Raw genomic sequence first — 24,226 nt, 5'->3', positions numbered from 1 at the left:
TACTTTTAAAAATTATTCCTGGGAATCTTCCTCGGTATTTCTAAAGTAGATTTTGTCTGTTAACCACTCCTGAACAGCTAACGCATGAGGTTTTGGTAATTTTTCGTAGAATTTGGAAACCTCAATTTGTTCTTTGTTTTCAAAGATCTCTTCAAGGCTGTCATTGTAAGTAGCAAACTCTTCTAACTTATCAATAAGCTCTTTTTTAATCTCTGTGTTAATTTGCTCTGCTCTTCTGGCTATGATAGAAATTGACTCATAGATATTCTCTGTTGGCTCATCAATTTGATTTCTGTCATAAGTTACAGTGTTAACAGGCGCATTGATTTTTTTTAAATCCATCATGATTATATTTAACTTTTTGTGCTATACTTTTTTAATTCTTCTTCAACAACTTTAACCATTTCATTTACCTGCTCTATATACTTTGATTCAGCAAAAGCCCTTTTAAATGAATCAATGCTTTCCGTAGCAGTCTCTAAACGTTGTTTTCTTATATGAACAATACCTTCTTCAATAGACCGGTTATATTCAACACTATTCACCGCTTGTTGATAAATAGCATCCAACCTGTAAAAATGAGCATCTTCTCTTAAGCTGGACCCGGGAAAATCATATAGAAAATTATCAAATGATTTTATGGCTGCATTAAAATCACCCGTAAAACCCGGAGCAATCTCGCTATATTGTTTAGCAATGGCAAAGGCTTTTTGCTCCAGTTTAAATTCTAATTCTTTTACCAGTTTATTGGCCTCCGGTAAATATTCTGAATCCGGGAATTTATTAATAAACCCCTGAATTTTCTCAATGGCTTCTGTGGTTTCCTTTTGGTCTTTTGTATAAACCGGGGACAACATATAATAACTTTGCGCACTTAAAAATGATGCTTCTTCCAATTTTTCACTTTTAGGATAAGCCGTTGCAAACTGCTCAAACCTGTAAGCCGAAATGTAGTAGTCCTGCATTTTATAAAAGGTCATAGCATATAAGTACATAAGTTTTTGCGCTTGCGGTTTCCCTCTATAGTCCGGAACTATTTGTGCAAAAAGTCTGTTTGCCTTGGCATACTTACCTTCATTGTAAAGTGCTTCGCCCATTGTAAACTTCTCTTTAGTAGCACCTTCTCCTGAAAGCTTCAATACTTTTTGGTATTCACTACACGAGCTTAAAATGGCCAGCGTTATTAGTATGTAAAAAAACTTTTTCATAGATTTTTAAACAGAATGCAAAATTAAGTTATTAAAATGGATTTTAAAAATATTATTTCATCGCTAAAATAGTGGCTTACACTTAGTAACGATAAGGTTTAAGTATTATTTAACTTTTTAACTTTTCAATACGGTCAAAAAGTTTATGGTCCAGCACCATTTTCCCTTTTTCATTGTAGTAGTAAGCCTTATCAAATTTGTAATCTAATGAAACCTCGTCAAGCGTATAAGAATGCATTTGATGTACCTCCTGATTAAAAGATTCGTCATAGTAACTTATCATTATTAAAAACTCACCCTGTTGTTCTTTGATGTCTTCTTTTGAAAATTGGAACAACGGACTTTCTTTATCGATCTCATGAACAATGGTCCAGGTTGTAGGCAGATAATTAATAGCGTTTCTTTCAAGCTTAAGGTTGTAAAAATCGTTTACATAATCGCCTACATTATTCTGCCGGGTAAGTGATAATGTTACCGTCACTTTAGGGTGTATCATAGTACTTTTTCTATTATTCACTATCCTGAACATAATAGCTTTGGTATGATTAAAATCCCTTAAAACTATGTGCTTACTAAATCTGATAGCGGCTTTTGGTTTTGAAAAACGACCGTATAATAACCCGGTGACAAAAGCAAAAAGTACCAGTCCTAAAAAAGCTTCAAACGAAGATACTATACCACTTGCCAGCCCATGAGGCGCCATAGCCCCATAACCCAAAGTAGTAAAGGTTTGTGTTGAAAAGAAAAAAGCATTAAAAAAATCTTTGATGGCATTTCCCGTAGAGGGAACAATTTCTTCAATGCCAATCAAAAGATAGATTAAAGCAAAAATGGCATTAATGACAAAGCCCATTAAAAAGGTTAAAAAGAAAAAATATCCCCAGGAAATACTTACCAGAAAATTATAGGCTTCAGAAAACCTTCGGGCTTTATTTAAATGTAAAATATTAAAAGACCCGTTTGTATTCATCATACGTTCTGCAGAAGGAGCAGAAGCATTGCCTAATCCCGGATCTTTAATTTTTTTCACGTAACTTAAATTAGGCTAAATAAGCTCTTATTTTTTCTTTTAATCCGTTAGATGCAGGCACTACGGGTAATCTCACAGTATCCTGGCACAAATTCAAAGCTTCAAAAACGGCTTTGATCCCCGCCGGATTATTTTCTTCAAAAATGTAGCCAATAACGTCCATGAGTTTAAAATGAAGTTTGTAAGCTTCTTTTGCATCTCCTTTTAAACCCAGGCGAACCATATCTGAAAAGTTTTTAGGAAACGCTTGCCCTATGACTGAAATAACACCTGCGCCACCGGCCAGAACAACACCCAGGGCCAAATCGTCATCCCCGGAAATTATAAGAAAATCTTCCGGCTTGTTTTTTATCAATTCCAAATACTGCACCATATTATTTCCGGCTTCTTTAACCGCAATAACATTATCAAAATCGTTAGCAAGTCTTAATGTGGTTTCGGGCTCCATGTTTTTTGACGTTCTACCCGGAACATTATATAAAATGACATCAACCGGTGAGGCTTCCGCAATAGTCTTAAAATGTTGGTACAGGCCTTCCTGAGTTGGTTTGTTGTAATATGGAGACACCGATAAAATGGCATCAATACCACTTAAATCGGTGGATTTGATTTCTTCTACAACCTGATTGGTATTATTACCTCCAATCCCTAAAACCAAAGGCAAACGCCCATTATTAGCTTCTGAAATAGTTTTAATAACTGCTTGTTTTTCTTGTTTGGTCAGAGTGACACTTTCTCCGGTAGTTCCGCATATTACCAAATACTCTGTGCCGTTTTCTATATTGTAATTCACAATATTTGCCAACGCTTCATGGTCCACACTTAAATCTGAATTAAACGGTGTAACCAATGCCACTCCAGTACCTAAAAACTTACTATTCATTTTTAATTTTATTTAATATAGTTAAGTACCTAAAAACTTCATTTTTAAATACATTAAATTCCTTTATATCGGTTTTTATGATCAAATCATTTAATCGTTCATCGCTTTGTAAGATCCCAATTTTAAATTTTGACCGGGATGCCGCTGTCATCAACTTTAATTCCAATACATCCTGTTGATAATAGCTTATCAAAACATCAAAATCTCTGTCTAAAAAAGATTGCAATTCAACATTATTCACGGCACCGCTCCAACCAAAATCTTTCGGATTGAAACAATCATCCCAGGAATTCAAATCATCTTTTTTAATTTTAGAAAACGCTATGATCTTTAGTTTGTTAGCCCGTATCTTAATAAAATCGGCTAATTTTCTAAAGCTTTCAAAATCATTAAATTCTTCAATATTTAAGATAACACCTAAACTTTCTGTCTTAGAACCGGTAACATTTACGTGCCTTTCAGATAACAATTTGTTTAAGTACTTTTTATTAGATTTTTGCTTAAAACCCTTTAAAATCATTTATCTTTATACTTTGGGCAAAGGTAGCAAAACTACATTCAAAATTTTGATTTAATATATGAGGTTAACACATTTATTTTTTTTGTTAATTTTTTTAATTCTTCCAAGTTGTAAAGAGCAAAATCAGAACCTAATAAAAATTGAAGGCAAGCAAATTGCCATTACGGATACACTTTCTACCCATACCGATATTGAATCTTTTATAAAACCTTTTAGAGACAAGCTCGAAAAAGATCTGGACAGTGTTTTGGCTTATTCCGTTAAAGCTTATACTAAAAATGATGATGAATTAAATACGGCCATTGGCAATTTAATGACGGATATTATTTTTTCTGAAGCAAACCCCATTTTTAATAAAAGAACCGGTAACAACATTGATGCCGTGATGCTAAACCATGGTGGGATTCGTTCTATGATCCCTAAGGGGCCCATTACTGTAAGAACCGCCTACGAAGTCATGCCCTTTGAAAATAAAATTGTGGTGGTAGGGTTAAAAGGTAAAAATATTAATGATATGGTTTCCTATTTAGTTTCAGGAAAGCGGGCACACCCTTTTTTAGGGTTGAAGATCCTTCTTGATCAGGATTACAATCTTATCAAAGCCACCATTAATGGCGAAAATATTGATGAAAATAAAACCTATTACGTAGCCACTAATGATTATTTATACAACAACGGTGATAATATGGCATTCTTTAAACCTAGTGAGAGTTTCCTCAACTTAGATTACAAGGTAAGAAGTGCTATGATAGATTATTTCAAAAAGGTTGACACTATTAACCCGGTTAGAGATGACAGGTTTATCAGAAAATAATGTTCCATGAGACGAAGAGATTTTATTCAGCAATTAACAGCAGGAAGTGCTTTAACTATCGGTGGTTTAGGATTACACTCGTTTACGGCACCTTCAAAACATACCAAAATAACCATTCTTCATACCAATGATGTTCATAGTCATATAGATCCGTTTGGACCGGATGACGGAAGAAATGCCAATAAAGGCGGTGTGGCCAGACGTGCCAGTTTAATAGAATCTATCAGGAAGGAAAACCCTAACACCTTATTGTTAGATGCCGGAGATATTTTCCAGGGTACGCCTTATTTTAATTACTATGGCGGTGAGTTGGAGTTTAAGCTCATGAGTATGTTAAAATATGATGCTGCCACTATTGGTAATCATGATTTTGATAACGGCATTGACGGATTATATGCTCAACTACCTCATGCTAAATTCAGCATGGTTTCTGCTAATTATGATTTTTCCAATACCGTAATGGATACACACGTAAAACCCTATAAAGTCTTTAAAAGAGCAGGTATTAAAATAGGGGTTTTCGGTTTAGGTATCAAGTTAAAAGGGTTGGTAGAAAAAAGTCTGTCTAAAGAAACCAAATACCTGGACCCTATTGAAATTTCACAGGACATGAGTCGTATTTTAAAAACTGAGGAAAAATGCGATTTGATCATTTGCCTTTCGCATCTGGGATATCATTATAAAAACGCTCCTGATATTGCAAGCGATTTAAACCTGGCTGCAGCTACTAAAGATATTGATCTTATTATTGGCGGACACACACATACCTTCTTAAAAAAACCAACCGTTGTTAAAAATATGGAAGGCAAAAATATGCTTGTTAACCAGGTTGGTGCTTACGGTATCAATCTTGGTAGAATAGATTTTTATTTTGATGCCAACAAGAACAAATCGGCAGACGGTACATCCATTATTGTTTAACCAACATATTATCCGAAGCATAGTTTTCCTTTACTACCGTAACCTTCTTCGCTTTCCTTTCAAACATCATCATATATCTGAACATAAAATACAGGCCGGATACATATAACATGCGGTCTAACATCTCAAAACTCCAATGATAGATGTAGTACAAATTTATATAGTTCAATATCGTAGAGAAAATAATAAATATAACGCCTACTAAAAATATAACCGACTTTTTACTCTGCGTACTTAAATACACTCCAAAAGCTACAAAGGCCAGTATTATTAAGCTCAAACTTTTAACTGTAAATATTAATACTTCCGAACTGTCTGTAACTATCATATTAAGTACATTATACAAGGTATACAGGAAATACATACTAATACCGAATACAACGATTAAATAAACACCTATTATTTTATCTAACCGTAATACTTTAAACTTGGTTAGTGCCATGCCTATCAGGTACAAGTAGCTCAGAAAGTATAGTATACTTGATATTTTAAGATGTATATCTCCAACAAAAAACATGGAAGACAAATCGCCTAAAAAGGAAAAGATCAAAAATGATATAAATGCAATATTTAAATAACTGTTCCTAACGAAAAAGAAAATCAAAAATACCGGAACAAATAAAGGTAAGATTGATTTTGAAATCAACAGATTGTTGCCAATAGCCATAAAAACAATCAGGGCAATCAGTACGAGAAAAACACTGAAAAATACTTTATCAAAAGTAAGTTTGGACAAATTTTTCACAATAATAACATAAGTAGGTTAATTCAAATATAATAATTTAAGTTAATTTCAACGATTAAAACAAGCATTTTATCGATTATTTTATCAATTCATACCGTTCGTCGAACAAATAGCTTCCATTTTTGACATGTTAAAGCCAATAGTTCGTCTAAATGTTCAACTTTAACAAAAACGAATTATGAAAAAATATCTTCCTTTTGCCTTAAGACTTATTGTTGCTATTATTTTAATTCAAACACTTCGATTTAAATTCACCGCTCATCCCGATAGTGTATATATTTTTAGTCAGGTCGGCCTTGAGCCTTTTGGAAGAATTGGTATTGGTGTTTTGGAACTGATCTCTGGTATTCTGCTTCTAATACCTAAAACCGTTTGGGCAGGTGCAACACTTACTTTAGGCATTATTGGTGGTGCCATATTAATGCACTTAACCAAGTTAGGAATTGAGGTTAATAATGATGGAGGTGTTTTGTTTATTACTGCAGTTGTCATGTTTATCCTGTCTGCAACAATTTTATACATTTATAAAAAAGACATTCCTTTTTTAAGCTTTAGTTGATTTGGGAGATTCAACGTACACATGCATTTCTTCTTCTCTAACATCAGATAAAGCCGTTTGCTTACAAAAGAAATAGAATGCTGAAAGCGCTAAGGTAGTAGATATAAAATTCAATAAACTTCTCTGAGATATATACAAGTAAGCAACTTCAATCACTTCGGAAAACACAATACATAAAGCGCCTAAAAATAAGTATAAGGCTTTTTTATTGTCTCTGTAAAAGTAATTCAACAAGGCTCCTGAGAGTAATAATAACATAACTATATTGTACGTCAACTCTAAAAAATATTTACCAACCGGCATTTTTTGTTCAGGATCCACAATTAACTGCAATACATATATTAAATAAACATTAAGCGCCGTAAGCACTGTAATGTGTATCTTGAAGTTTTTCAGAATATGTTTAACATTTAATGACTTACATATTTCAATCGCTAAAAACATATAGGAAAGAATATATAACGAGTTCCCAACATAGTAATCTATATTACGCACTAATAAAAATGATTCGTTGTATGGAATTAGACTTACTATCAAACCTATAAGGTCTGAAGCAGCATAACATATCAGGAACAGGGAAAAGAATATTGTTTTTTTATCAAAAAAGATGAAATAAATAATCGCTATACTCGGTATAATCAAGGAGTTCAAAGTAAAAGCTACGGCTTCCTTACCCATAAACCCAAAAATGGCGAATAGAAGATAAATTACAAAGACTAAACTTACCAAGACTTTAGACTTGTTCATTTTGATAGATTTGGTTTCGGGACAAATATAAACAAATTTTACAATTAAACGATAAAAAAATGCTTTTTATCGATATTTTTTTAAAATAATTTGATTTTTTGTAAGAATTGATACTCGGAAACAATGTCTATATTTAAGTTTTCAGCCTTTTGTTTCTTACTTGGTCCCATATTATCACCAGCCACAATAAAACTGGTTTTTGAAGAAATAGAGCTACTTACTTTGCCTCCGTTATCTTCAATAAGCTTTTTTAGCTCATTTCTGGAGACAGATTCAAAGACTCCGGATACTACAATAGACTGGCCTTCCAGGATATTGGTCTGTCCTTCAAGTTGTTCAGCTGATATTTCTAACTGAACTCCAAATTGCTTTAACCGTTCAACTATGCCATTATTTTCTTCAGAGCTAAAAAAGTCTGCTACACTCTCTGCTATTTTGGTTCCTATTTCATCTACATTTACTAAATCTTCTTCAGTGGCATTGGAAATAGCGTCAATACTTTTATAATGCTTAGCTAATTTTTTAGCAACAGTTTCTCCTACATATCGTATTCCCAGGGCATATAAAACCCTTTCAAAAGGAATGTTTACCGATTGAGCAATCCCTTCAATTAAATTATCGGCACTTTTTTCCGCCATACGCTCCAACGGGATCACCTGTTCTTTGGTTAATTCATACAGATCCGAATAATTCTTTATAAGTCCTTCATTAACCAATAAAGCCACTGTTTCGCCTCCTAAACCTTCTATATCCATCGCTTTACGTGAAATATAATGTTGAATGCGCCCAATGATCTGCGGATTACAGCCATTATAATTTGGGCAATAATGTTGTGCCTCACCCTCTTTTCTGATTAATGTTGTTCCACATTCCGGACAATGTTCAATATATATTGTTGGCTCTGATGTTTGCGGACGTTTACTTAAATCCACTCCCAGAATTTTAGGAATGATCTCGCCGCCTTTCTCAACATAAACGGTATCCCCTATTCTAACATCCAGCTTTTCAATTTGATCTGCGTTGTGCAATGAGGCTCTTTTAACCGTAGTCCCTGCCAAATCCACCGGTTCCAGGTTAGCTACCGGTGTAATGGCTCCAGTGCGCCCTACCTGGTATGAGATACTATTTAACCTAGTTGAAACCTGTTCCGCCTTAAACTTATAGGCCATGGCCCAACGCGGTGCTTTGGCCGTATACCCTAATTCTTCCTGTTGTTGTAGATCGTTCACCTTAACCACTACACCATCGGTTTCATAAGGCAGATCGTGTCGATGTTCATCCCAATAGGCAACAAATTCTAAAACGTCCTCAATTGAATTAGCAAGTTTAGCCACATCAGGTACTTTAAAGCCCCAGGCCCTGGCTTTTTCCAAATTTTCAAATTGAGTTGTAATTCCCAGGTTCTCACCCTTGATACTATATAACAAACACTCCAAAGGCCTTTTGGCAACCTCTGCACTGTTCTGTAATTTTAAACTCCCTGAAGCCGTATTTCTTGGGTTTCTATAAGCTTCTTCGCCGTTGGCAATACGTTCTTCGTTCATTTTATTGAACCCCTCAAAAGGCAACACAATTTCACCTCTAATTTCAAACTTTGGGGGATAATCGCCTTTTAATTGCAATGGTACCGATTTGATAGTTTTCACATTGGCCGTAACATTATCCCCCTGAAAACCATCGCCTCTGGTAACAGCTCTGACCAACATCCCATTTTCATAGGTCAAACTCATGGAAGCACCATCGTACTTTAATTCACAAGTATATTGAATAGCACCATCCACCAACTTTTTTATACGCGTTTCCCAATCCTGTAAATCTTCTTTTGAATACGAGTTATCCAAAGAATACATACGATTTTCGTGAACAACCGTTTCAAAATTTTTTGTCACTTCGCCACCAACGCGTTGTGTGGGCGAATTGGCATCGTAAAACTCCGGATGTTCATCTTCTAATGCCTGCAATTCCTTAAGTTTTATATCAAACTCATAATCTGAAATCGTTGGAGCATCCAACACATAATAATTGTAATTATGCGCCCTGAGCTCATCTCTTAGTTGGTTTATTTTTTGTTCTATACTCATTATAATTGCCACTAATTCACAAATAATTTAACTGTTAACTGACACTGAAAACTACTAACTAAATACACCCTTAATCATCCTGTCTTTTTTAAAGATGTCCTGTTTTAATTCTATGTCTTTAAAATTATAATCTTTTAATAAATCAATCATATCATGTCCTAAATATTCATTTATTTCAAAAAACAACTTGCCGTTTTCCTTCAAATTAGCCTTAGAAAACTCGCAAATAGTTTTATAAAATAATAACGGGTCATCATCATCAACAAATAATGCCACATGGGGTTCATTATTTAAAACATTTCCTTTCATAAGCGCCTTTTCTTGAAGCCGAACGTATGGCGGATTGGAAACAATCACATCAAACTTATGAGATGCTGAAACAAGTTCAGTATGACAAGGGTTTAGAATATTATCTTCTATAAATGCAACTTCAACGTTATTCAGTTCAGCATTTTGTTTGGCCATCTTTAAGGCTTTATTACTAACATCCAAGGCATACACTTTTGCTTTTGGTAAGTTTTTTGCCAGTGACACCGCAATACAACCGCTTCCGGTTCCTATATCCAGCACTCTGAACTCTGAACCCTGATCTTTGAACGCTGCAATAATCCAATCTACTAATTCTTCAGTCTCAGGTCTTGGTATTAGTACATGGGCATTCACCTTAAACAGTAATCCAAAGAATTCAGTCTCTCCTAATATATATTGTATAGGCTTTCCCTTTTTTAACAAGTCCAGAGCATTCAAAATGATCTCTAAATTTTCAATCTTAACATCCGACTCCAGGGCTAATTTCAACCTGGATATACCGTAATAAGCCTCTGCTAACATAAAAAAGAAATTGTCTATTTCTTTTTTAGGGTACATGGCATGTAATTCGGTTTGAAATGTATTTTGAACTTCCCTCAGCATTCTCATAAATCCCTGATCATCCAAACACCACAGCTATAATGTCCCGTATTACCTAGGGCGCCGTCCAAATGTTTAAAGCCATAGCTTTCATAAATATGAATAGCTGCTTTTAATTGTGAAGCCGACTCCAAATAGCACTTTTTATACCCCAGATCCTTGGCTGCTTTCAAACACGTTTCGAACATCAGCCTACCATAACCTTTCCCTCTTACTTCAGGCGAAAAATACATTTTTTGGAGTTCGCATATACTGGTATCAAAATCTTTTAACGGCTTTATTCCCGCACCTCCTAAAATAGTGCCGTTATCATCAATAACAAAATAAATGTCGTCATCATTCCGATAAGATTCATACATTCTGGGCGTTTCTTCATCCTCATAAGCCGTTCCTGTTAGTGGAATTTTAAACTCATGAAAACACCCCCTAATAACTTGCTCAATTTGCGCATTATCCTGGGGCTGAATTTCTCGAATAACAATAGTATCTTTACTCACTTTAAAATGGTACTTTTATACGAGTGAAGATACTTAAATCTATAAAAATGAAATTAAAGCCATTCATTATTTTATCAACAACTATATTATTATCGGTTACCGGCTGCACTGTAAAGGAAAAACCGGAGTTTTTGAGCGTTGAAAACATAAAAGTATTAAAATCTTCATCTAAAGAGGTTACGTTTTCTGCCGATGCTTTATTCTTAAATCCTAATGATATTGGCGGGGAATTAAAAACCGATGCTATAAAGGTTTTTGTGAATGATAATGAGATGGCAACCGTTTCTACCAAAAGTTTTAAAGTACCCGTAAAAAAGGAGTTTTCCATTCCGCTAAAAGCAAGTATCCCGATTGACAGTATTTTTAGTGATAAAAGCATTGGTGGCTTGATTGGAAGCTTGTTCAGTAAAAAAATTAAAGTGCAATATAAGGGTGATATCATATATAAAGTTTTTGGCTTTTCATACACCTATAATATTGACAAGACAGAAAATGTTAAAATCAAACTGTAGTCTTTGACAAATCATGAATTTTATATAAAACGTTGTATTGAGATGGGCAAAAACGGTTTGGGCAACACCAGGCCAAACCCCATGGTTGGTGCAGTCATTGTTCATAACAACAGCATTATCGGCGAAGGCTACACCAGTGCTTATGGCGGCAATCATGCCGAAGTAAACGCTATACATTCAGTTGAAAACAAAGCACTTTTAAAAGCGTCTACACTTTATGTGACTTTAGAACCTTGCTCCCATTTTGGAAAAACACCACCGTGTAGTGACCTTATTATCAAACACGACATACCTAATGTAGTCATTGGATGCATTGATGACAATGAGCAAGTAGCAGGAAAAGGCATAAAAAAACTTATGGAAGCGGGTGTAAATGTAATTGTTGGAGTTTTAGAAAATGACTGTAAGGCACATCATAAACGATTTTTTACATTTCATAATAAAAAGCGTCCGTATATCATTTTAAAATGGGCAGAAACCTCGGATGGCTTTATAGCACCTGAAACCAAAAACGAGCAAAAACCTGTTTGGATCACAAACACCTATTCCAGGCAATTAGTGCATAAATGGCGTACTGAAGAGCAAGCTATCCTTGTGGGAACCAATACCGTTTTGCAAGACAACCCGGGTTTAACCGTTCGCAATTGGACCGGGCAAAATCCAACCAGAATTGTGATTGATAAGGACCTTAAACTTGCAAAAGATTACCATGTTTTTAATAATGATGCCGAAACAATTGTGATTTCAAGTGATCCTGTTGATTTCTCGCAAAATATAGCTAAACAAATTTGTGATATATTATTTAAGAACGATATCAATTCCGTAATCATTGAAGGTGGCGCTAAAACACTTCAAACCTTTATTAATGAAGACCTGTGGGACGAAGCCAGGGTTTTTACCGGAAATATCTCCTTTAAAAACGGTACAAAAGCTCCTGTTTTTACCGGAAAATTAATTTCAGAAGAACAAATCCAGTCTGATACGCTTAAAATTTACAGGAATGATTAAAGCTCTGATTTTCGACTTTGGCAATGTTTTCATTAGCCTTAATGAGGCTTACACACTTAATTATATAAAACATTTTGAATCGTCTGAGCATTTTAATGATATTATTGAAACCAACCTGTCTTATGAAAAAGGATTGATCTCAACAGATGCCTTTCTTGATGCTTATAAAACTTATTTCCCGGACCAATCAAAAGAGGACATTATTTTTAAGTGGAATTCCATTTTGGGAGATTTTCCAAAGCATAAACTGGATTTTCTTAAAGATCTGAAAGAAAACACCAATTACAAACTCATACTTTTAAGTAACACCAATGAGCTCCATATGGATTGGATTAAAAAGCACATTCCTTTTTATAAAGATTTCAAAAACTGTTTTGATGCTTTTTATTTGTCCTATAAAATTCACCGGAGAAAACCGGATAAAGCTATATTTAATTTCGTCTTAAATAAGGATCAGCTTAAAGCAGAGGAATGTCTCTTTATTGATGACAATAAAGACAATATCAGAAGCGCTAATTACCTGAACATTCATACCTGGCACCTCAACTCCAAAAAAGATGATGTCTGTAACCTGTTTAATGTTAAAAGCAATTTATTCTAATTTTTGACCGAAAAGGATACATATAAAACCATCTCCTCAAACATAGAAGGTATTTTGTTTAAAGACAAAAACAGTAAGTTCTTTGGGTATGCCTATAAAGTTCTAAATGAAGATGATGTAAAAAAACACATAGCACATTTAAAGAAAGCACATCACGCTGCCAGACATTGGTGCTATGCTTACAAAATAGGAACAGAAACCACAATATTCAGGGCCAATGACGATGGCGAGCCCGGTAATTCAGCCGGTATGCCTATTTATAATCAGATTTTGTCTTTTGAAGTCACCAATATTTTAATCGTTGTTGTACGCTATTTTGGTGGTGTTAAATTAGGAGTCAGCGGATTGATCAATGCTTATAAAACTACGGCACAATTAACTTTAGAAGCATCCCATATTATAGAAAAGACCATCAATATGGATTACATCCTATCTTTTGGTTATAAAAATATGAATACGGTGATGCGTATTATTAAAGAGAAGAATTTAAAAATTACGAATCAAAAACTGGAGTTGGATTGCGAAATAACCATTTCAGTAAGAAAAAAAGAGGCTGAAACTATATTCAAAACTTTTGATAACCTCTATGAAGTTGATATAAAAAAAGTCTAATTCAGCATATCAAATGCTTCCAAAATATAGTTTGGAGCTTTCACCGGCCTATTTGTTTTCGTATCCATAAAAACCAAAACCGTATTAGCAGTAGTTAAAATATCACCTTTTTCATTAGTAATTTCATAGTCAAATTCAATCTTGGCAGTTGGCTTATTTTTTAGTTGAGTTTTTACATTAATTACATCGTCATAACCTGCTGGTTTTTTATAGTTTATACTCAAGGAAACAACTGGTAGCATGATGCCTTTTTCTTCCATAAGCTTGTAAGATATTCCTAACTTTCTCAACCATTCAACACGTCCCATTTCTAAGTATAGTGCATAATTACCATGATATACCACGCCCATTTGGTCTGTTTCGCCATATCTCACTCTTATTTGTATTTCGTCGAATTTCATTGTAATTATTGAATATTTTTTTGTAGTTTCGGAAAGCAAATAAACATGAGGAAAAATTTCTAAAAATTCAACAAAATTTCATTTTTTTTTTAAGAATTTTGTTCACATATTTGCCAACGAGAACGGGGATAAAAAAGCATAGGGGATCTCTTTCTTAATAACTAACTAACAAAAACCATAAAATTTAACAATGAGTGTAACTGCGCAATCGGTATGGAATAATTGTCTGAAATTTATAAAGGATAATATTCAACCGCAAGCATATAAAACTTGGTTTGAGCCCATAGTCGCAGTTAAACTTACTGACAATGCTCTAAGCATTCAGGTTCCCAGTAAATTCTTCTATGAGTGGCTTGAGGAGCACTATGTTAAAATTTTAAAAGTTGCACTTACTAAGGAACTGGGTAAAAATGCCAAATTGGTTTACATCATTAAAATGGAAAACACCTATGGCAATAAACAACCCTTCACTGAAAAAATTCCAAGCGCTAACAGAACTGCTGTAAAATCTCAGGATGTTGACATTCCTTTAAATAATAAAAGTCCGGAATTAAGAAATCCGTTTGTTATTCCAGGCATAAGAAATGTAAAAGTAGAATCTCAACTTAATCCTAATTATAGCTTTGATAACTTTTTAGAGGGCGACTCAAACCGTTTGGCCAGAAGTGCCGGTTTAGCAGTAGCCAACAAACCGGGAGGGACATCATTCAATCCGTTATTGATTTTTGGTGGTGTAGGCCTTGGGAAAACGCATTTGGCACATGCCATTGGTGTTGATATTAAGGACAAATACCCTGAAAAAACTGTTTTATATATATCAGCGGAAAAATTCACGCAACAATATATTGATGCTATAAAAAAGAATAACAGAAATGATTTTATTCATTTTTATCAGATCATTGATGTATTGATCATTGATGATGTGCAATTCTTTTCGGGAAAAACAGGAACACAGGATGTTTTCTTCCACATATTCAACCATTTGCATCAAAACGGCAAACAAGTTGTTTTAACCAGTGATAAAGCGCCTGTTGACATGCAGGATATTGAGCAACGCTTGTTATCTCGTTTCAAATGGGGGCTTTCTGCAGAATTGCAAACTCCGGATTTTGAAACACGTGTTTCAATTCTTAAAAACAAATTATACAGAGACGGGGTTGAAATGCCTGATGACATTGTAGAATATGTTGCCAAAAACATAAAGTCCAATGTAAGAGAGCTGGAAGGCGCTATCATTTCATTAATTGCACAATCTTCGTTCAATAAAAAGGAGATCACTATTGACCTGGCAAGAATCATTGTTGAGAAGTTCGTTAAGAATACCAAGCGTGAGGTTTCCATAGATTATATCCAAAAAGTGGTATCTGATTATTTCCAGATGGATATAGACACCTTGCAGTCAAAAACCAGGAAACGCCATATTGTTCAGGCACGTCAGTTAGCCATGTTCTTTGCCAAAAAATTCACCAAAGCCTCTTTGGCAAGTATTGGGTCTCAAATTGGTAAACGTGACCACGCTACAGTTTTACATGCTTGCAAAACAGTTGATAACCTGTCTTCAACAGATAAACAATTCAGAAAATACGTTGAGGATATCACTAAAAAACTTTCTGTATAAAATTCCATTCCAATGACTAGAATACTAATGGTTTGTTTGGGCAATATTTGTCGTTCACCATTAGCCGAAGGCATTTTAAAATCAAAGCTAAACGCCGATTCTTTTTTTGTTGATTCTGCCGGAACCGCTAATTATCATACGGGAAGTCAACCGGACAGGCGCTCTATTGCAGTTGCCAGGAAATACGGCCTGGAAATAGCGCATTTAAGAGGTCGCCAGTTTACCGTTAATGATTTTGATGATTTCGACTTTATTTACGTGATGGATGAATCTAACTACCACAACGTAACGCGGTTAGCGAGAAATGAGGACGATACTGAAAAAGTCAATATGATTTTGAACGAAGTATACCCGAATCAAAATTATGATGTTCCGGATCCGTATTACGGTGGTGATCAGGGTTTTGAAAATGTATATAAAATGCTGGATGAAGCCTGTTCTGTCATTGCAGAAAATTTAAGTTAGAACATCAATGAACACCGGTAAAGGAAACCTTTATTTAATTCCCACTACTTTAGGTGATAATAACCCCTTAGAGGTTTTACCGGCCACTGTTCAATATACCATTGAAAAGCTCAATATTTTTATTGTTGAAAACGAAAAAACGGCCAGACGCTTCATAAAAAAAATAACACCTTCGAAGCCACAGCCTTCGTTAACGCTGTTTACCCTAAACAAACACACGGAAATAACCGACATACCAGGCTTTTTAAACCCTTGCCTGAAGGGCGATGATGTTGGATTGCTATCTGAAGCCGGTTGTCCGGGCGTTGCAGACCCCGGAGCCGAAATTGTTAAAATTGCCCATGAAAAGGATATTAAGGTGATTCCTTTAGTAGGCCCTTCTTCTATTTTACTGGCATTAATGAGTTCCGGGATGAACGGGCAACGTTTTGCTTTTAACGGCTACCTCCCTATTGACAAAGGTGAAAGAAAAAACGAATTGAGACGGTTAGAACGTCTGTCGTTCGAACAAGATCAATCCCAGATTTTTATTGAAACGCCTTATCGAAACAATAAAATGTTGGAAGATATTACATCCGTTTTAGGAGCTAGCACTAATGTATGTGTAGCCTGTGATATTACGCTTTCTACAGAATTCATTAAAACAAAAACGGTCAATGCATGGAAAAAAAATATGGTAGACCTTCATAAAAGACCTACCATATTTATTATTCATAAAAGCTAAACGTTGTTTTAGATAGCTTTTGCCTTTTTGTTAGGTTTGATAAAAGAAGTATCGTAACCTGAAAAACGCTTCATATAAGTATAAACCGTGGTTCCGAAGCCATCGGCAAAATTATCAAGTCCGTAACTTCTCAAGTACTTTTTAACACTTCCGGGCCCTGCCAAATGCGCAGCTGCCAAAATTCCGGATTCGGTAACAATAACACCATTAATTCGTTTTCCAACAAAATTTCTAATGTCACGTCTTAAAATCCACTTGTTCCTTTCAGCATTAGCAATAAATGCCTTTTCCTGAAGTTTTGGGTCGTTTAAAAACTCATTTGGATTATTAATTCCAATCAGTTTTAAAGTTTCCTTTCCAAATTGGTATTTACCTAAGTAACCAAAGGTATTTACACAGGCATAATCACCTCTTGATTCTTTAAAAGCAACCGCTTCTTTAAAACCAACAAAAGATTTACCTAAATAAGGAGAGAAAACTTCGTTAGATGCTATAAGATCCCTGTCTCCAGCATCTTCTGAACCAACTGTATAGTCTAAGTCCAGTCCTTTTGTAGAATACTTACTCAAGTCTACTGTTTCATTTGAGGAAAATGAAACATACAATAAAAAGCATATTGTAAGCCCGAGGGTAAAATAACTTGCAATATTCTTTACCATAATTCTAAATTTTTTCAGCATAATTTTTTCAAAAACTATGCCTTGAAATTTGAGCGTGCAAAATTATAAAAAATTTTAATAACTTCAAAACTACTCGTTTAAATACTATATTTAATAGTAGAATAGATGAAAAACACACCTTTTTTTACTAATTTCTAACGTAGGAAAAGGCATTTTTATCATATTAATAATGCTAAAAATTGTTCTTATTAGGGAAGATTGGGTCTTAATCTTATTCAAATTTACGTCAAAACTTAAAAAAAACTGACGTCTTCTGGAATTATTTGTTAACAACTGACTGTCAATATCTTCCGCCCCGCTTAGCAGCCCTTCTGCACCGTAGCCTACAGCCACATTTAGCCATTTTGGAATGTTACTTTCTTTAAAAAAAGAATGCAAATTGGCGCTTAGCCAATAAGTTTGCCCGTTATAATCTTTCAAAACTTCTTCCAAAAGGCCTTTTCCCAGCTTTTCAGGGTTCTGTGGAGCATATTTTGTTTGATGAAATGAGTACTTTACGTCAATTCGTTGTTCATTCCACAGTAATTCTTGCCCAATATAGAGTCCCGTTCCCGCAGCATTTGCAGCAATATCACCCCACGAAAAACCCCATTCTTTGGAATAGCCATCTAACACTTCAACCGCGGTTAAAAACCCGAATCCAAGTGTGGCGCCATACAGTAACTGGTCTTTTTTACGCACACCACTCCAATGCATTAAATCAGCTCCTACTCTGCCCAATTGATACGATGTGAACACATGCCCCATTTTATCCATTTGAAGCCATTCATTATTGTCATTAACCGTATGGAATTTTGAACGATCGAAATCCGAATACCAAAGCTGATTTAATCCAACTAACGAAGCGGTAGCCAGAGTGGTCTCAGAAATAACCACTAAGTCTCTCCTGGGCTTGTTTAAAGTATCGCTTGGCGTTAAAAAAGTATCGAGTTTTGATTGTGAAAATGATGCTGTTGACACAAATGCAGCCAGAAAAAGATATATGACATCAAGCCACTTCACTCCTATTTATAAATTCCTTGTGAAGACAAATACTTTTGATAGGCTCTGGCATTCACATTATGCTGTGACAACGTTTTAGCGAACTTATGAAAGCCAACGCGTTTAGGATCAGCGGCAAAATACAAATACTTGTGTTTTTCATAATTTAAAACAGCTTCTATTGCTGATAAATCTGGCATAGTGACAAGTCCCGGAGGCAAACCGGCATATTTATAGGTATTGTACGGAGACTCTATTTCCTTATGAACATTCAGCACGCGTTTAATAACTGTATTCTTATATTTTGGCAACTTATAAGCAGCAAATTTAAGTGTCGGGTCTGCCTGTAAAGGCATGCCTATCTCCAACCTGTTTATATAAACACCTGCAATTCTTGGCTGCTCCGTTGGTTGTTTTGATTCTTCATATACAATGGAAGCCAGCGCCATGACTTCGTCTTCCGATAAACCGAGCCCTTTAGCTTTACTTAAACGCGATTCGTTCCAAAAACGATTGTATTCCTTTAACATACGGTCTCTAAACGCTTCTGCCGAGGTATTCCAGAAAAGCTCATAACTATTAGGTAAATACATCCCTAAAGCTGTTTCATCTTTAAAATTATTTTCAGAATAAAACGCCTGATCTTTCATGGCATTTAATAAAGCAACACTATCCGCTTCAATTTGAAGCGCTATTCTACCAGCCAGTTTTTCCAGCGAATTTTGATTGTTGAATGATACTTTCACCGGTAAGTTGTTACTTCTGATAGAGTTAATAATATCATTATTACTCATAGCTTTCTTTATGGCAAACTTTCCGGCTTTAATATTACTGATGTACTTTTTCTGTTTTGCCAAAGCATCAAACTTATCTATATCTTTTAACAAAGGCTCTAACTGTTCCCTAACCTCTTTGTAAGTGTCGGTTGATCTGATATAGATATAGGCTTCTTCATTATTAAATGCCGTATTAGGTGCCATCATAGCGGAATAGATATAGTAGGCGAAATAACCTGCAACCGCTAATCCTAGCAAAGCAACGGCCCAAAGAATTTTTTTAATGTACATCTTGTTTATTTATGAGCTGAAATAAATACTCGTTTTTATAAGAACTATTCACGTAGTTCCAATCCTTTTTAAGGCCAACCTGCTTAAATCCCTGGCTTTTAAAAAGCTTAATACTGGTTTCATTCTCTTCAGAAATATTACAATACAACTGATGTAAGCCCAAATGAGCAAAACAATAAGACACCAATAATTTAAGCGCCTCGGTACCATAACCTTTCCCCCGGGTTTTACTATCTTTTATTAAAATACCAATACCGGCTCTGCTGTTTTTAAAATCGAAATCGTAAATATCTATCATTCCAAGGGGCACATCCTTATAACTTGATATAACCAATCGTAATTGTTTCACCTCATAAATATCTTTATGAGCGTTTTCTATATACTGTTTGATTATGAATTTGGAAAACGGGGTTTGTGTGCTACTAATGTCCCAGATGGTTTCATCGTTTTCAACCGCATGAACAAACTCCAGATCTTCCGGTTCCAAAGCACGTAAGTAGATATGTTCTCCTTTAAGTGTCGTCATATCGTCCCTTGATACACAAATTTTGCCGGACCAATAAGCCATACGTTTTTGTAGACGCCGTTTTCAACATCAAAAGACACCTTTAACTCACCGCCCTGTACGTTTAAATTGATCAGGTTATCATTGGTTTCTTTAATAGCATGCATAGCCAAAGCTACTGCGGTGGCTCCTGTACCACAAGACAAGGTTTCGTCTTCAACGCCACGTTCGTAGGTTCTAACGGTAAAGGTATCATCTGTTATTTTTTTAACAAAATTCACATTGCTACCAATGTCATTATAAGGTGCACCATATCTGATTCTGGCGCCTTCGATTTTAATATCAAAGGTTTCAATAGCCTCCTCAAATTGAACGTGATGAGGAGATCCGGTATCTAAAAACACATGGTTTTCATGTTTCTCCACGACGTCAACATCCAGCATTTGTAATTTGACTATATCACCTTCAATGAAGGCGTGATGCAAACCGTCTATAGCTTCAAAAACAGCCTTATTTTCAATGACACCGAGCTGTCTCGCAAAAGCTACTAAACAACGTCCGCCATTGCCACACATCGTGCTTTCATTTCCATCAGAATTATAATAAACCATTTTAAAATCCAAAGTATCATGATCTTCCAATAGAATAAGACCATCCGCCCCTATGCCAAAACGTCTGTCGCATAAAAAAGCGACGTGTTTGGTATTATTTTTGTCGAACGTTAATTGACGATTATCAATCATCACAAAATCGTTTCCCGTTCCTTGATATTTATAAAAAGTTTGCTGCATAATCAGAGAACAAATATATGAATATAAAACCGTTTTATTGATTGTTAAATAGGAGTTAAAGTTGGCGTTAAAATACCGTTAAAACAAAAATCATAACTCAATAAATATTTAATTTTAATCGTTGTAAGGATTCCCGTCTTCACTTCGACAAGTTCAGTGTGGCACACGGGAATGACAATTTCAAAGGAAACCTCAAATTAAAAATTCGAGGCGTCATTTTTAAATAAAACTTAATACTGAAAAATTATGAAGAAGATCTTATCGTTAGTACTGATTTCGGCCTTAGGCGGCGTTTTAACACTTGGAGCCTACAAATTATTTTTAGAAAAAGAAAACACTGTAGTTATTGATAACACGCAAACTACACCTACCTTTTTACCTACAAGTAATTTAAGCACCTTATATAATACTACCGAAGCTCCGGATTTTGTTTCGGCCGCAGAAAATACGGTGAATGCTGTTGTGCACGTAAAAAATCTGTCAATGACCTCCGGGCAAATGACTTTTGAAGATTTCTTTTACGGAAGACGTTCTCAACGCCCGCAATTAGGGACAGGATCAGGTGTTATTATCAATGCCGATGGTTATATTATCACAAATAATCATGTTATAAAAAACGCTCAGGAATTATCGGTGACCATGAATAACAACAAAACATACGAAGCCAAATTGATAGGTGCCGATGCCAAAACCGATATAGCCCTCTTAAAAATTGAACCTGATGAAGATTTACCTTATGTAACGTTTGGTGATTCTGACAATGCTAAAATAGGCGAATGGGTTTTAGCCGTTGGAAATCCGTTTAATTTAACATCAACAGTAACTGCCGGTATTATTAGTGCCAAGGCAAGAGATATTTCCGGAAACCCGGGTAATGTTCAGTCTTTTATTCAAACAGATGCGGCCGTAAACCCTGGAAATTCCGGTGGTGCACTTGTAAATACGAATGGCGAACTCATTGGCATTAACACTGCCATTACGTCGCAAACAGGTTCTTATATCGGGTATTCATTTGCGGTTCCAAGTAATATTGCCAGAAAGGTTATTGAAGATATTATGGAATACGGTAATGTTCAGAACGGTATTTTAGGGATCAGAGGAGGCACTTTAAACAGTAAGGCTTCAGAAGAGCTGGGCATTAATGATACCGAAGGTGTTTACATTGCCGATGTTGTTGAAGATTCTGGAGCGGATAAAGCCGGATTACAAGAAGGTGATATCATTAAAAAGATCAATAATATCAAGATTTCTAAATTTGCAGATCTTACCGGTCAAATAAACTCTAAAAGACCATACGATGTTGTAAACGTTACCTATGCCAGAAATGGCAAGCTAAATACGGTTCCTGTAACGTTATTAAAAAATGAAACTTATACAATGCCCTTAGTTGGTGAAGTTAAAAATGCCAAAGAAAAAGACCTGAAAAAGCTCAAAGCTTCAAACGGTGTAAAAATCATTAGTTTGGATGAAACCTATGCAGACTACTGGAAAAAAAACAGTGTTGAAGAAGGAAGCATTATCACGTCTATTAACGGCATTAAAGTAAATTCTGTTGATGATGTTCAAAGTGCTCTCAAAAACAAGTCTGATTATGACGGGTTAAGAATAGAACTCATTAATTCCAAAGGCGAAAAAGACCATTTTAATTTCAGATAGATTTCCTTAAAAACGTAAATAAGTAGCATAACCTCTTTAAGTAAAATTAAAGGGGTTATTTTTTTGTTAAAATGTGCTACGAAAACGTTTGAAATATGATAATTTTGCCACAAACTTAAACACACGACTAAACCATTTAAGCATGAACTTTAATGAAACTTATGAAAAAGAACTGGCATTTCAGGCAGACCGCAGAAGAGCTACTGTTGAGTTTATAAAAACAGTAAGTGACCTTTGGTACGACAAGTCCATTGAACTGGTTCTTTTTCGAAATCAATTGATCGACAGAAACGTAAGTCAGATCTTAAACTTGCATGATTATGCGGGTAAATTTGTTCAAAAACCCATTTCTATTTTTGATTCTGTTGAAATTGCAAGAGCCATTAAAACCCTGGACATTCCTCCTGCTAAATTAGATATCGGTAAACTGACCTATGAATTTCATTTGGATGACAATAAACATGCCAACGCTACGGCCTTTGTTGCCAGAAAGCTTAAAGATGCAGATAAGAACAATGGCATTGAGCCCAAAGATGTGGTGCTTTATGGTTTTGGCAGAATTGGACGGCTGGTTGCCCGGGAATTAATGGTAAGAACCGGTAAGGGCAGTCAATTGCGTTTGAGAGCTATTGTGACCAGAGGTACCATTGATGAAACTATTCTTGAAAAAAGAGCGTCTTTGTTACGCAATGATTCTGTGCATGGTGATTTTCCCGGAACGGTTTCCATAGATGTTAAAAATAGCGCCCTTATAATCAATGGTACCACGGTAAAGGTCATATCATCCAATGCTCCGGAGGATATAGATTATACACAATTCAATATCAATAAAGCATTGGTCATTGATAATACCGGTGCTTTTAGAGATAAAAAATCGTTAAGCAGGCATTTAAAAGCCAAAGGTATAGAAAAGGTTTTATTGACAGCTCCGGGTAAAGAAGTACCCAACGTTGTATATGGCGTTAATCATAAAGAGAACAACCCGGATAAAGTCAAGATATATTCGGCAGCGTCCTGTACTACCAATGCCATTACTCCTGTTTTAAAGGCTATTGAAGATTCTTATGGTATAAAATCTGGTCATTTGGAAACCATTCACGCTTATACGAACGATCAGAATTTGGTAGATAATTTTCACAAAAAATACCGTCGCGGCCGTGCAGCAGCATTAAATATGGTTATCACCGAAACCGGTGCCGGTAATGCCGTTGCTAAAGCCTTACCAAGTTTAAAAGGGAAATTGACATCAAATGCCATACGGGTTCCGGTTCCAAACGGCTCCTTAGCCATTTTAAATTTAGAACTGGCAAAGAAAACCACTTTAAACGGTATAAACACTATTTTAAAGAAATATGCCCTGGAAGGTGATCTGGTGGAGCAAATTAAATACGAGCTCAGTGATGAATTGGTTTCCAGTGATATTGTTGGTAGTTCAGCACCCTCCATTTATGACAGCAAAGCAACTATTGTAAGATCTGACGGAAAAAATGCGATTCTATATATTTGGTATGATAATGAATATGGCTATAGTCATCAGGTGATCAGACTTGCAAAATATATTGCCAAAGTAAGACGTTATACTTATTATTAACAGAAGACATCTGATATTGAATTTTAATCGTATATACAAAAGCCTCACCAAGTGAGGCTTTATATAAATATAAATTTTTAACTTCGTAGAAACCAAATTA

28 protein-coding genes are annotated in these 24,226 nt (G+C 35.3%); 12 read left to right on the top strand and 16 right to left on the bottom strand.

The annotated features are described in order from the left end of the window. Nucleotides 1–12: 12 nt before the first annotated feature. The 5 genes from Q0983_RS06005 to Q0983_RS05985 form a co-directional block, all read right to left on the bottom strand. The gene (locus Q0983_RS06005; protein WP_299550474.1) at nt 13–342 is read right to left on the bottom strand and encodes a DNA-directed RNA polymerase subunit omega; all 330 of its coding nucleotides are present in this window, start codon (nt 340–342) and stop codon (nt 13–15) included. 11 nt (nt 343–353) lie between these two features. Further along, nucleotides 354–1,208, bottom strand: coding sequence for an outer membrane protein assembly factor BamD (gene bamD, locus Q0983_RS06000; RefSeq protein ID WP_299550240.1), 855 nt, complete (start codon nt 1,206–1,208; stop codon nt 354–356). Nucleotides 1,209–1,317: 109 nt separating this feature from the next. After that, nucleotides 1,318–2,238, bottom strand: coding sequence for an ion channel (locus tag Q0983_RS05995; RefSeq protein ID WP_299550238.1), 921 nt, complete (start codon nt 2,236–2,238; stop codon nt 1,318–1,320). Nucleotides 2,239–2,248: 10 nt separating this feature from the next. Further along, on the bottom strand, nt 2,249–3,121 hold the full coding sequence (gene dapA / locus Q0983_RS05990) for a 4-hydroxy-tetrahydrodipicolinate synthase (RefSeq protein WP_299550236.1): 873 nt from the start codon (nt 3,119–3,121) through the stop codon (nt 2,249–2,251). Further along, a complete protein-coding gene (locus Q0983_RS05985; RefSeq protein WP_299550234.1) occupies nt 3,114–3,641 on the bottom strand; it encodes a hypothetical protein in 528 nt (175 codons plus the stop codon). The genes dapA and Q0983_RS05985 overlap by 8 nt, the downstream gene beginning before the upstream one ends. 58 nt (nt 3,642–3,699) lie before the next feature. Here Q0983_RS05985 and Q0983_RS05980 point away from each other — a divergent pair, with 58 nt between their 5' ends. Then, nucleotides 3,700–4,455 carry a 5'-nucleotidase C-terminal domain-containing protein gene (locus Q0983_RS05980; RefSeq protein WP_299550232.1) on the top strand — a complete coding sequence of 252 codons (756 nt, stop codon included), beginning with the start codon at nt 3,700–3,702 and terminating at the stop codon, nt 4,453–4,455. Between the two features lie 6 nt (nt 4,456–4,461). Next, entirely contained in the window at nt 4,462–5,376 is a 915-nt protein-coding gene (locus Q0983_RS05975) for a metallophosphatase (RefSeq protein ID WP_299550230.1), read from the top strand. On the opposite strand, the gene Q0983_RS05970 is transcribed toward Q0983_RS05975, so the two are convergent. Continuing rightward, nucleotides 5,366–5,818, bottom strand: a complete 453-nt coding sequence (locus tag Q0983_RS05970; protein ID WP_299550228.1) for a hypothetical protein — start codon at nt 5,816–5,818, stop codon at nt 5,366–5,368. The two genes, Q0983_RS05975 and Q0983_RS05970, sit on opposite strands and share 11 nt — an antisense overlap. Before the next feature lie 481 nt (nt 5,819–6,299). Here Q0983_RS05970 and Q0983_RS05965 point away from each other — a divergent pair, with 481 nt between their 5' ends. Then, on the top strand, nt 6,300–6,680 hold the full coding sequence (locus Q0983_RS05965; RefSeq protein WP_299550226.1) for a DoxX family protein: 381 nt from the start codon (nt 6,300–6,302) through the stop codon (nt 6,678–6,680). Here Q0983_RS05965 and Q0983_RS05960 read toward each other — a convergent pair. From Q0983_RS05960 to Q0983_RS05945, 4 genes are all read right to left on the bottom strand, one after another. Further along, on the bottom strand, nt 6,666–7,427 hold the full coding sequence (locus tag Q0983_RS05960; RefSeq protein ID WP_299550223.1) for a hypothetical protein: 762 nt from the start codon (nt 7,425–7,427) through the stop codon (nt 6,666–6,668). The genes Q0983_RS05965 and Q0983_RS05960 overlap by 15 nt on opposite strands. An 80-nt stretch (nt 7,428–7,507) precedes the next feature. Next, a complete protein-coding gene (gene ligA, locus Q0983_RS05955; RefSeq protein WP_299550221.1) occupies nt 7,508–9,508 on the bottom strand; it encodes an NAD-dependent DNA ligase LigA in 2,001 nt (666 codons plus the stop codon). A 54-nt stretch (nt 9,509–9,562) separates the two neighbouring features. Further along, on the bottom strand, nt 9,563–10,426 hold the full coding sequence (prmC, locus tag Q0983_RS05950; RefSeq protein ID WP_299550219.1) for a peptide chain release factor N(5)-glutamine methyltransferase: 864 nt from the start codon (nt 10,424–10,426) through the stop codon (nt 9,563–9,565). Then, nucleotides 10,423–10,914 carry a GNAT family N-acetyltransferase gene (locus Q0983_RS05945; protein ID WP_299550217.1) on the bottom strand — a complete coding sequence of 164 codons (492 nt, stop codon included), beginning with the start codon at nt 10,912–10,914 and terminating at the stop codon, nt 10,423–10,425. The genes prmC and Q0983_RS05945 overlap by 4 nt, the downstream gene beginning before the upstream one ends. A gap of 47 nt (nt 10,915–10,961) precedes the next feature. On the opposite strand from Q0983_RS05945, the gene Q0983_RS05940 reads away from it, so the two are divergent. From Q0983_RS05940 to Q0983_RS05925, 4 genes are read left to right on the top strand one after another with little or no spacing between them, the layout of a single operon-like run. After that, a complete protein-coding gene (locus Q0983_RS05940; protein ID WP_299550216.1) occupies nt 10,962–11,426 on the top strand; it encodes a hypothetical protein in 465 nt (154 codons plus the stop codon). 3 nt (nt 11,427–11,429) lie between these two features. Continuing rightward, nucleotides 11,430–12,434 (top strand): bifunctional diaminohydroxyphosphoribosylaminopyrimidine deaminase/5-amino-6-(5-phosphoribosylamino)uracil reductase RibD, encoded by a 1,005-nt coding sequence (gene ribD / locus Q0983_RS05935; protein ID WP_299550213.1) that lies wholly within the window; start codon nt 11,430–11,432, stop codon nt 12,432–12,434. Next, entirely contained in the window at nt 12,427–13,035 is a 609-nt protein-coding gene (locus Q0983_RS05930; protein ID WP_299550211.1) for an HAD family phosphatase, read from the top strand. Before ribD ends, Q0983_RS05930 begins: the two co-directional genes overlap by 8 nt. Before the next feature lie 3 nt (nt 13,036–13,038). Next, nucleotides 13,039–13,647, top strand: a complete 609-nt coding sequence (locus Q0983_RS05925; RefSeq protein WP_299550209.1) for a YigZ family protein — start codon at nt 13,039–13,041, stop codon at nt 13,645–13,647. Here Q0983_RS05925 and Q0983_RS05920 read toward each other — a convergent pair. Further along, a complete protein-coding gene (locus Q0983_RS05920; protein WP_299550207.1) occupies nt 13,644–14,048 on the bottom strand; it encodes a thioesterase family protein in 405 nt (134 codons plus the stop codon). The genes Q0983_RS05925 and Q0983_RS05920 overlap by 4 nt on opposite strands. Nucleotides 14,049–14,238: 190 nt before the next feature. Between Q0983_RS05920 and dnaA the strand changes: the two genes are divergently transcribed. From dnaA to Q0983_RS05905, 3 genes are read left to right on the top strand one after another with little or no spacing between them, the layout of a single operon-like run. Further along, complete coding sequence (dnaA, locus tag Q0983_RS05915; protein WP_299550205.1) at nt 14,239–15,666, top strand: chromosomal replication initiator protein DnaA; 1,428 nt, start codon at nt 14,239–14,241, stop codon at nt 15,664–15,666. A 12-nt stretch (nt 15,667–15,678) separates the two neighbouring features. Next, nucleotides 15,679–16,131: a low molecular weight protein-tyrosine-phosphatase gene (locus tag Q0983_RS05910; protein ID WP_299550203.1), complete on the top strand. Its 453-nt coding sequence runs from the start codon at nt 15,679–15,681 to the stop codon at nt 16,129–16,131. Nucleotides 16,132–16,138: 7 nt separating this feature from the next. Next, nucleotides 16,139–16,855 (top strand): SAM-dependent methyltransferase, encoded by a 717-nt coding sequence (locus Q0983_RS05905; RefSeq protein WP_299550200.1) that lies wholly within the window; start codon nt 16,139–16,141, stop codon nt 16,853–16,855. An 8-nt stretch (nt 16,856–16,863) separates the two neighbouring features. On the opposite strand, the gene Q0983_RS05900 is transcribed toward Q0983_RS05905, so the two are convergent. The 5 genes from Q0983_RS05900 to dapF all read right to left on the bottom strand — a co-directional run bounded on the left by Q0983_RS05900 (nt 16,864) and on the right by dapF (nt 20,879). Further along, the gene (locus tag Q0983_RS05900) at nt 16,864–17,514 is read right to left on the bottom strand and encodes a peptidoglycan-binding protein LysM (RefSeq protein WP_299550198.1); all 651 of its coding nucleotides are present in this window, start codon (nt 17,512–17,514) and stop codon (nt 16,864–16,866) included. Nucleotides 17,515–17,625: 111 nt separating this feature from the next. Beyond that, complete coding sequence (locus tag Q0983_RS05895) at nt 17,626–18,537, bottom strand: DUF2279 domain-containing protein (RefSeq protein ID WP_299550196.1); 912 nt, start codon at nt 18,535–18,537, stop codon at nt 17,626–17,628. A gap of 2 nt (nt 18,538–18,539) precedes the next feature. After that, on the bottom strand, nt 18,540–19,583 hold the full coding sequence (gene mltG / locus Q0983_RS05890; RefSeq protein WP_299550194.1) for an endolytic transglycosylase MltG: 1,044 nt from the start codon (nt 19,581–19,583) through the stop codon (nt 18,540–18,542). Next, on the bottom strand, nt 19,573–20,109 hold the full coding sequence (locus Q0983_RS05885) for a GNAT family protein (protein WP_299550192.1): 537 nt from the start codon (nt 20,107–20,109) through the stop codon (nt 19,573–19,575). Before Q0983_RS05885 ends, mltG begins: the two co-directional genes overlap by 11 nt. Continuing rightward, nucleotides 20,106–20,879 carry a diaminopimelate epimerase gene (gene dapF, locus Q0983_RS05880; RefSeq protein WP_299550190.1) on the bottom strand — a complete coding sequence of 258 codons (774 nt, stop codon included), beginning with the start codon at nt 20,877–20,879 and terminating at the stop codon, nt 20,106–20,108. The genes Q0983_RS05885 and dapF overlap by 4 nt, the downstream gene beginning before the upstream one ends. 246 nt (nt 20,880–21,125) lie before the next feature. Between dapF and Q0983_RS05875 the strand changes: the two genes are divergently transcribed. Then, nucleotides 21,126–22,535: a trypsin-like peptidase domain-containing protein gene (locus Q0983_RS05875; protein ID WP_299550188.1), complete on the top strand. Its 1,410-nt coding sequence runs from the start codon at nt 21,126–21,128 to the stop codon at nt 22,533–22,535. 142 nt (nt 22,536–22,677) lie between these two features. After that, the gene (locus Q0983_RS05870) at nt 22,678–24,126 is read left to right on the top strand and encodes a glyceraldehyde-3-phosphate dehydrogenase (RefSeq protein ID WP_299550186.1); all 1,449 of its coding nucleotides are present in this window, start codon (nt 22,678–22,680) and stop codon (nt 24,124–24,126) included. Nucleotides 24,127–24,226: the final 100 nt, after the last annotated feature.

Source organism: Seonamhaeicola sp. (genome assembly GCF_028281565.1).
Taxonomy (GTDB): domain Bacteria; phylum Bacteroidota; class Bacteroidia; order Flavobacteriales; family Flavobacteriaceae; genus Seonamhaeicola.
The sequence above is the reverse complement of the archived record's forward strand: the minus strand, read 5'-3'. Positions and strand labels throughout refer to the sequence as shown.